Origin of the sequence: Vibrio sp. OPT46 (assembly GCF_015163535.1) — a bacterium.
In the GTDB taxonomy this organism is placed as follows: Bacteria; Pseudomonadota; Gammaproteobacteria; order Enterobacterales; family Vibrionaceae; genus Vibrio; species Vibrio alginolyticus.
This window is the reverse complement of record NZ_JADDYG010000236.1, coordinates 11027-18252: the sequence shown is the minus strand read 5'-3', so window position 1 is coordinate 18252 and position 7226 is coordinate 11027. Positions and strand designations below refer to the sequence as shown.

Annotated in this window: 8 protein-coding genes; 5 read left to right on the top strand and 3 right to left on the bottom strand. The window is 44.9% G+C overall.

Annotated features, from left to right (window positions below; genetic code table 11):
* Window positions 1-1563: long-chain-fatty-acid--CoA ligase FadD (gene fadD / locus IQR33_RS09580; RefSeq protein ID WP_193843669.1), on the top strand; the 1563-nt coding region annotated here is incomplete at its 5' end.
* A 79-nt stretch (window positions 1564-1642) separates the two neighbouring features.
* A complete protein-coding gene (gene rnd, locus IQR33_RS09575) occupies window positions 1643-2761 on the top strand; it encodes a ribonuclease D (protein WP_031777213.1) in 1119 nt (372 codons plus the stop codon).
* 77 nt (window positions 2762-2838) lie between these two features.
* On the opposite strand, the gene minE is transcribed toward rnd, so the two are convergent.
* From minE to minC, 3 genes are read right to left on the bottom strand one after another with little or no spacing between them, the layout of a single operon-like run.
* Window positions 2839-3102 carry a cell division topological specificity factor MinE gene (gene minE / locus IQR33_RS09570; RefSeq protein WP_005388332.1) on the bottom strand — a complete coding sequence of 88 codons (264 nt, stop codon included), beginning with the start codon at window positions 3100-3102 and terminating at the stop codon, window positions 2839-2841.
* A 2-nt stretch (window positions 3103-3104) separates the two neighbouring features.
* Window positions 3105-3917: a septum site-determining protein MinD gene (gene minD / locus IQR33_RS09565; RefSeq protein WP_005388331.1), complete on the bottom strand. Its 813-nt coding sequence runs from the start codon at window positions 3915-3917 to the stop codon at window positions 3105-3107.
* Between the two features lie 17 nt (window positions 3918-3934).
* Window positions 3935-4597 carry a septum site-determining protein MinC gene (minC, locus tag IQR33_RS09560; RefSeq protein WP_005382304.1) on the bottom strand — a complete coding sequence of 221 codons (663 nt, stop codon included), beginning with the start codon at window positions 4595-4597 and terminating at the stop codon, window positions 3935-3937.
* A 197-nt stretch (window positions 4598-4794) separates the two neighbouring features.
* Between minC and IQR33_RS09555 the strand changes: the two genes are divergently transcribed.
* From IQR33_RS09555 to IQR33_RS09545, 3 genes are all read left to right on the top strand, one after another.
* Complete coding sequence (locus IQR33_RS09555) at window positions 4795-5076, top strand: YcgL domain-containing protein (RefSeq protein WP_005382303.1); 282 nt, start codon at window positions 4795-4797, stop codon at window positions 5074-5076.
* Between the two features lie 48 nt (window positions 5077-5124).
* On the top strand, window positions 5125-6096 hold the full coding sequence (locus IQR33_RS09550) for a lytic murein transglycosylase (RefSeq protein ID WP_017634802.1): 972 nt from the start codon (window positions 5125-5127) through the stop codon (window positions 6094-6096).
* Window positions 6097-6184: 88 nt separating this feature from the next.
* Complete coding sequence (locus tag IQR33_RS09545; RefSeq protein WP_017634801.1) at window positions 6185-7129, top strand: LysR family transcriptional regulator; 945 nt, start codon at window positions 6185-6187, stop codon at window positions 7127-7129.
* Window positions 7130-7226: the final 97 nt, after the last annotated feature.

Sequence of the window (7226 nt, the reverse complement as noted above, 5' to 3'; positions counted from 1 at the left end):
AACATGGGCTCGGTTATGACCTTCCGTAAATTGGAAGAGCGTAGTCGCGCATTCGCAGCGTATCTGCAAAACGAGTTAAAACTGCAAAAGGGTGACCGCGTTGCTCTGATGATGCCAAACTTACTGCAATACCCAGTAGCATTATTTGGTATTTTGCGTGCAGGTTGTATCGCCGTAAACGTTAACCCACTTTACACTCCTCGTGAACTTGAACACCAATTGAATGACTCAGGTGCGACGACGATTGTGATTGTGTCTAACTTTGCGAATACGCTAGAACAAATCGTCGATAAAACACCAGTCAAACACGTAGTGTTAACCAGTCTTGGTCAAATGCTGCCACGAGCGAAAGGTACGATTGTCGATTTTGTCGTGAAGTACGTTAAGGGCATGGTGCCTAAGTACGATTTACCTGGTGCTATCTCAATGCGTCAGGCTCTACGTAAAGGTCGTCGTCTACAATACGTTAAACCGTTTATGTCTGGGGATGACATTGCATTCCTGCAATATACGGGGGGGACGACAGGTGTCGCGAAAGGTGCGATTCTGACTCACCGCAACATGATTGCGAACGTTCTACAGGCAAAAGGCGCGTACGGACCGGTTTTATCTCCGGGGCGTGAATTAGTCGTAACAGCGTTACCGCTGTATCACGTATTTGCTCTTACCGTAAACTGTCTGCTGTTTGTCGAAATGGGTGGTCGTAACTTACTTATTACCAACCCTAGAGATATTCCAGGGTTCGTGAAAGAGCTACAAAAGCATCCGTTTACTGCGATTACGGGCGTGAATACCTTATTTAATGCATTGGTCAATAATGAAGATTTCCACGAGTTGGATTTCAGTAATCTACGTTTAGCTGTTGGCGGCGGCATGGCAGTGCAGCGCTCAGTGGCAGAAAGATGGCAAAAGACCACGGGTTGCTACTTGCTCGAAGGTTACGGTCTAACAGAGTGTTCTCCGTTGGTGGCGGCATATCCGCATGATCTTGTTGAATACAATGGCTCTATTGGTCTGCCGGTACCATCAACAGAAGTTCGTATCGTGGACGAAGAAGGCAACGCTCTTGCGAATACTGAAACTGGTGAACTTCAAGTTCGTGGTCCTCAGGTTATGCAAGGTTACTGGCAACGACCTGAAGCAACGAAAGATACGATTAACGAAGACGGCTGGCTATCAACTGGCGACATCGTTAAGTTCGATGACGAAGGCTTCCTGCATATCGTTGACCGTAAGAAAGACATGATCTTAGTATCAGGCTTTAATGTTTACCCGAACGAAATCGAAGACGTTGTAGCACTACACGGCAAAGTACTTGAAGTTGCTGCTATTGGTCAGCCGCATGAAGTGTCTGGTGAATTAGTGAAGATTTATGTCGTGAAACGCGATCCGAGCTTGACCAAAGACGAAGTGATCGCGCATTGTCGAGAACACCTAACTGGCTACAAAGTTCCGAAGTTGGTTGAATTCCGCGAAGACTTACCTAAAACCAATGTCGGTAAGATCTTGCGTCGTGTTTTACGCGAAGAGAATGACGCTGAACTTGCGAAGAAAAGCGCATAAGCCGATTTCGTCGAGTCGAGAGATTTAAAAAATGATAGAATGCCAGCGTTTTGCTGGCATTTTTTATAGCGAGAAGTATGTGAACTATCAAATTATTACTAAAAACAAAGACCTAGAAGAGGTTTGCACTCATGCCCGAGAGGCAGACGTAGTGATGCTGGATACCGAATTCGTTCGTATTCGCACTTTCTACCCGCAGTTAGGTCTGATTCAGCTTTTCGATGGTAATCGCCTCTCGCTGATTGATCCGACTGAATTAACGGATATGACGCCGTTTGTAGCGCTATTAAAAGATACTTCTGTGCTAAAAGTGCTGCACGCATGTGGTGAAGATTTAGAAGTTTTCCAAAACGCTTTTGGTTGTACACCATTCCCTATGGTGGATACGCAGCTGATGGCCGCTTTTCTCGGTCACGGCCTATCGACAGGCTTCGCATCGCTGGTGGAAGAATATTTAGGCGTAGAGCTCGACAAAAGTGAATCACGTACCGACTGGATGGCTCGTCCACTGACACAAAAGCAATTAGATTATGCTGCCGCAGATGTTCATTACTTGTTACCCTTATACGAAAAGCTGTTCGATAAGGTGACGCAAGCAGGTTGGTGGGAAGCTGTACAGCAAGAAAGTGATTTACTCGTTTCGAAACGTATTCGCGTAACCAATGAAGAGAATGCCTACCTTGATATTAAGGGCGCTTGGCAATTAAAACCTTCTGAGCTGGCGATTTTAAAGCCATTGGCGACGTGGCGTTATCGTGAAGCAATCAAACGAGATTTAGCGCTGAACTTTATCTTCAAAGAAGGTGATCTATTAACGGTCGCTCGTCTTGGTTTAACGAACTTTAAGAAGATGGAAGCAGAAGATATTGATATCCGAGCGATTAACCGCCATGGCGCGAAGATTGCCGCGATTGTTAAACAAGCGAAGCAAACACCTTCTGAAGAGTATCCTGCGAAAATTGAGCGTTTAATGGACTATCCGGGTTACAAGCAGGTCTTCAAAAATATGAAAGACTTGGTGAAATCGGCTTCGCAGAAGTCAGGTTTAGCCACGGAGTTCCTTGCCTCTAAAAAGCAGATCAATCAGTTGATCAGTTGGGTTTGGAAAAAAGATCGTGACCCAGAAGTATTGCCTGATTTGATGCAAGGGTGGCGTTTGGATTTACTCGGCGACAAGATGAACAAAGCATTAAAGTAATGAAAGATGAAAAAGGTTGGCCTCGATGCCAACCTTTTTCGTTCTAATTAGAGTATTCGTCTTGCGAGAGAAACTGATTACTTTTCTTCGTCTGGTAGCTTCACATTCAGCTCAAGAACTGAGATATCGTCGTCTTTGTGCTCAAATGTTAAGTCAACCATATTTGGATCAATTGCCACGTACTTGCTGATCACCTTCAAGATGTCTTCTTTTAATTGAGGCAAGTAAGACGGCGCAGGATCATTTTGGCTGCGGCGCTCTGCGACAATGATTTGCAAACGCTCTTTAGCTAGATTCGCAGAAGTTTTCTTCTGTGGACGGAAAAATTCTAATAATGACATGTCTAGCCTCCAAAGAGTCGTTTAAAGAGTCCTTTCTTCTCCTCAGTAAGGAAACGAAATTCAACCTGATTGCCTAATAAGCGATCAACGGTGTCAGAATAAGCCATACCCGCATCGGTGTTATCGTCAAAAGTGACTGGCACACCTTTGTTTGACGCGTTAAGCACGGCTTGGCTTTCTGGAATCACGCCCAGTAGTGGAATATGTAAGATCTCCTCTACGTCTTCAACGCTTAGCATTTCGCCTTGAGTGACGCGAGATGGGTTGTAGCGAGTCAGTAACAGATGCTGTTTTACTGGCTCTAGCCCTTGTTCTGCACGCAGTGACTTAGAATCTAAAATACCGAGAATGCGGTCAGAGTCACGTACAGAAGAGACTTCTGGGTTCGTTGTGACAATGGCTTCATCGGCATAGTACAAGGCCATTAACGCGCCTTGCTCGATACCTGCTGGTGAATCACAAATAATGAAATCAAAGCCCATTTCATCAAGTTCGCCGAATACGCGCTGAACACCATCTTTTGTCAGTGCGTCTTTATCACGAGTTTGAGAAGCAGGAAGAATAAATAGGTTGTCCGTGCGCTTATCTTTGATCAGCGCTTGGTTTAATGTCGCTTCACCGTTAATGACGTTTACAAAGTCATACACGACGCGGCGCTCACAGCCCATGATTAGATCGAGGTTACGCAAACCGATGTCAAAATCGATCACCGCGGTCTTTTTTCCCTTAAGAGCTAGACCAGAGGCGATGGCTGCGCTTGAAGTGGTTTTACCAACGCCACCTTTACCAGACGTTACTACAATAATGCGTGCCATTTTTTTTCCTTTTTAGATTAAATCGCGAGAACTTCTAAATGTAATGATTCATCGGCTTTACTGATCATTACTTTCTTTTGCCAGTACTCGCTTTCAATTTGATCGCTTAACCAGTAGTCACCCGCAATGGATACCAGTTCTGCTTGTAAATCGTGGCAAATAATACGCGCTTCCTGCTGACCACTTGCTCCTGCAATCGCACGACCTCGAAGTGTGCCATGGATATGAATAGAGCCGTCAGCAATGACTTCAGCACCTGCACTTACGTGCGCTAGCACCACCAAATCACCATCTTTTGCGTAGATCTGTTGTCCTGAGCGGACAGGCGTACGAACTACTTTCGTTGGTGCCATTTTGGCAGGTGCTTGGCTTGGTGATTTGCTCGCCGACATAATGGCGAAGCCAGCTTCGGAAGCAAGGTTTTGTACACGCTTGTCTTTACAGCCCGTTACACCGACCGGAATAAAACCAGCATCTGAGATGCCTTGTTTAAGCTTAGGGAAATCAATGTCGCCTTGTACTTTTGCTATATTGATTACCAAAGGCGCGGATGCAAAAAAAGAAGGTGCTTGAGAAACTTTTTCTTGCAAAAATTCGACAGTCTTTGCGATCTCATTGTCAGAAAGGTGTAAAACTGACAATGTAAAACTGCTACCTTTAAGGTCTGGTGAATGGGTCATCGTGGACTTCTTGCCTTTATTGAAAGAGCGTTGCCTTAAACTAGGTATGTCATGTTATATTTCATCCTTTGACGCAGCAAGTTCTCTCGTGGGCAAATAGGTGAATTAATCTCAAATTTGCTATTAAGTTTGCGAGAATTTGACGTTTACAACCTAATCCGCACTCAACGCGGCTAAATCAGCATAAAAGGCGTGTCATGCTTTGTTCTATTTATAAAAGCTCGAAAAAAGAAGGTACTTATCTCTATATTCCGAAAAAGGATGATTTTTCACAGGTTCCTGACACCTTAATGCAGATGTTCGGTAAGCCTATCGCTGTCATGACGATTAAACTTGATGGCCGTAAATTGGCACAAGTTGATATCGAAAAAGTGAAGGCTTCATTACAAAATGATGGCTTCTTTCTTCAGGTTCCACCGCCGCCGGAGAACCTATTAGAAAAGTACAAAGAACAAAAAGCCCAGCAGAAAGGCGAATAACGTCATCGTTTTTCATCTGGGATTTCTGCCTTGCTCAAGGAGGGCAATATGAAAAAGATACTGGCTACCATGCTTAGCGTTGGTATGTGTACCTCGGCTTTTGCAAGTAGCGAGGGTTTTGATGAATACTTGAATAAGCTGCGTGCTGAAGCTCGTGATAAAGGTATCTCAGAGCAGGTCATTAGTGCTGCTTTTGCTAATGTTGAGTACAAGCCCCGAGCAGTAAAAGCGGACCGAAACCAACCAGAAAAGAAACTGACATTGGATGAGTACATTCCTCGCGCGGTGCCTGAATGGAAGGTGAAGCAAGCCAGACAACTCTACAAAGAGCATTACACCGAGCTAAAGCGTATAGGCGATGAGTACGGTGTCCACCCGCGCTTTGTTGTGGCACTTTGGGGAGTTGAAAGTAACTTTGGTAAGTTTACCGGCAACTTTAAAGTGATTGATGCACTATCCACAATGGCATTTGAAGGCCGTCGTGAAGAGTTTTTCCGTAAAGAGACTATGTCGGCACTTCAGATCCTCGATCAAGGCCATATTGAGCTAGAGAACTTTAAAGGCTCATGGGCTGGTGCGATGGGTCAATGCCAGTTTATGCCAAGCTCTTTCCTTCGTTTTGCTGCTGACGGCAACGGTGATGGTAAAAAAGACATATGGCAATCTGAAGCGGACGTGTTTGCATCAACCGCTAACTATTTGAGCAAGTCTGGTTGGGATGATAAATATACTTGGGGTCGCCAAGTTAAGGTTCCTAAAAATATTGATCGCAGCCTAGAAGGGCGCACGGCTGAAAAAGGCAAATACCTTCAAGAGTGGAGCCAATTAGGTATCACAAAATATGACGGTAGCCCGTTGCCAAAACTGGATGAAGACATCAAAGCATGGTTGATCATGCCGGACGACGAGAATGGTCGTACGTATCTGGTTTACAATAACTACAACGTATTGATGAAGTGGAACCGCTCTTACTACTTCGCACTTGCTGTGAGTCACTTGGCTGACCGCATTAAATACTGATCTGCCATCAAACAATTTGGCATTCAGTCTTCAATACAAGGGCTCTTCGGAGCCCTTTGTTTTTTCTATAACCAAATCGAGGTAAAGCGTGTTATCTGAACGTGCCGCACAAATGGTGATTTTCTCCGCTCTTCTTAAACACAAAAGCTTCACAGCTGCTGCAAAGAGCTTAGGCGTGTCGGTGTCTCATGTGAGTAAACAGTTGAGTCAGTTAGAAGCGTCTCTTGGTATCAAGCTTGTTCAACGCACTACGCGAAGCTTTACGCCGACTGAGGCAGGGAAAACCTTTTTTCATCACTGTGAGCAAGTGGTACAAGCGGTGAGCAGCGCCACATTAGAGATGGAAACCCAGCGGGATGAAGTAGCAGGTTTGGTACGTCTTGGGTTGTCGCAATCATTTGGTACCTTACACATTATTCCAGCGATTCAAGAGTTACGCGAACTGTATCCTCAACTTCAAGTGGAAGTACATCTGTTTGACTATAAGGTCGATATGTTAGCCGAAGGGCTCGATTTATGGGTAACCAACAACGAGCATTTGCCTGAAGGTTACATTGCGCAGCGTTTGACGGATTGCCAGTTTGTTGTTGCGGCATCGCCAGATTACTTATTGAAACATGACACGCCAACAGAACCGGATGACCTATCTGCTCACAACTGCCTCATATACAGAAGCTGGGAGCGTGACTATACGGGGTGGGCGTTTACCAAAGATCAGCAAGAATTGAACGTAAAAGTCTCGGGTAACTATTCAGTAGATCTGGCAGAAGCCGTTCGGGATGCGGCTATTGCAGGTTGGGGTATTGCCTACCTTGCCACTTACTTGCTGGGTGATGAGTTCAGAACGGGTAAGTTAATACAGCTGTTACCTGATTGGAAAGCCAGCCAGTCGATGCCGTTTTATGCGGTATACCCAAGCCGCCAGCATATGCCAAAAAAAATATCCGCAGTGATTAACTTTATCAAACAGAAGATCGGCAACCCTTGTCATTGGGACCAACGTTTGGCGCCTTACATCTCTATTCCTAAATAACAGGATCAATGACGTTGTAGAACGACACATAAGGTGATTCACTTCACAAAAATTTTTCCTGAATCAGAAACATATTTTCCATATGGAAACAATTAAA

Bases quoted from the DNA above. Each gene is read 5' to 3' on its own strand.
- minC (WP_005382304.1), bottom strand. From the start codon at position 4,597: ATGACCCATTCACCAGACCTTAAAGGTAGCAGTTTTACATTGTCAGTT.
- minD (WP_005388331.1), bottom strand. From the start codon at position 3,917: ATGGCACGCATTATTGTAGTAACGTCTGGTAAAGGTGGCGTTGGTAAA.
- minE (WP_005388332.1), bottom strand. From the start codon at position 3,102: ATGTCATTATTAGAATTTTTCCGTCCACAGAAGAAAACTTCTGCGAAT.
- IQR33_RS09550 (WP_017634802.1), top strand. From the start codon at position 5,125: ATGAAAAAGATACTGGCTACCATGCTTAGCGTTGGTATGTGTACCTCG.
- IQR33_RS09555 (WP_005382303.1), top strand. From the start codon at position 4,795: ATGCTTTGTTCTATTTATAAAAGCTCGAAAAAAGAAGGTACTTATCTC.